Source organism: Mycobacterium sp. M26 (genome assembly GCF_001494595.1).
Lineage (GTDB): Bacteria > Actinomycetota > Actinomycetes > Mycobacteriales > Mycobacteriaceae > Mycobacterium.
The window spans coordinates 1-1049 of record NZ_LN929901.1 but is presented as its reverse complement, the minus strand read 5'-3'; the positions used below and the strand labels follow the sequence as shown (position 1 = coordinate 1049).

The following is a 1049-nucleotide window of genomic DNA, read 5'->3' as shown; positions in this document are numbered from 1 at the left end:
GGGTCAGGGTGGTGCTGGTGGTGCGGGCGGCACCGGCGGCACCGGATCGACCACCGGCAGCAACGGCACCGGCGGCACGGGCGGCAACGGCGGCGGAGCCGGGACCGCCGGCAACGGCGGCGCCGGCGCGGCCGGCACCGCGGCCAACCCCAACGGCGGCAAGGGCGGTGCTGGTGGTGATGGCGGCGCCGGTGGCGGCGCGGGCTCCGGTGGGGCCAACGGCAGCGGCGCCGGCACTGGCACGGCCGGAACGGCGGGGGCCACGAGCAACGGCGGGAATGGTGGTGCCGGCGGTAATGGCGCCGTAGGTGCGGCCGGCAGCGATGGTGTCAACGCGGCCAACCCCAATGGCACTGCGGGTGCGACCGGCGGCAGCGGTGGTGATGGCGGGGCCGGCGGTAAGGCCGGCGGCCTCGGCGCCACCGGCGGCACCGGCGGTAAGGGCGGCACCGGCGGCCAAGGCGGCCAGGGCGGCTCCGGTATCGACGGCACCAACGGTGTCGCCACCACCGGCAAGGGCGGCGACGGCACCAACGGTGGCAACGCCGGCAATGGCGGTGCCGGCGGCCAAGGTGGCGCCGGTGGCGCGGCCGGTGCAGCCAACGGCGGCACCGCAGGCACCCAAGGCAGCGGCGGGGCCGGCGGAGCCGGCGGCAACGCCGGCAGCGCAGGCACAGGCGGCAGCGGTGCCGCGGGAGCCAACGGCGTCGCCGGAGTCAACAACGGCAACGGATTCGGCGGCGGCAACGGCGGGGCCGGCGGTGCGGGAGCCAACGGCGGAACCGGCGGAACCGGCGGCACCGGTCTCGGTGGCACCGCCACCACCGGCGCGGGCGGGAACGCCAGCAACGGCGGCAAGGGCGGCAACGCTGGCGCCGGTGGCGCCGGTGTCACCGGCGCCAATGGTGTTGCCGGCGTTGACCTCTACGGCACCGGTATCGGTGGCGGCCAGAACGGCGGGGCTGCGGGCGCTGGTGGTCAGGGTGGTGCTGGTGGTGCGGGCGGCACCGGCGGCACCGGATCGACCACCGGCAGCAACGGCACCGGCG

Annotated in this window: 1 protein-coding gene; it reads left to right on the top strand. The window is 77.9% G+C overall.

Features of this window, described 5'->3' with window-relative positions; all coding sequences use genetic code 11:
• A partial coding sequence (locus BN3385_RS28465; protein WP_197415096.1) for a hypothetical protein occupies window positions 1–1049 on the top strand: 1049 nt, incomplete at both ends.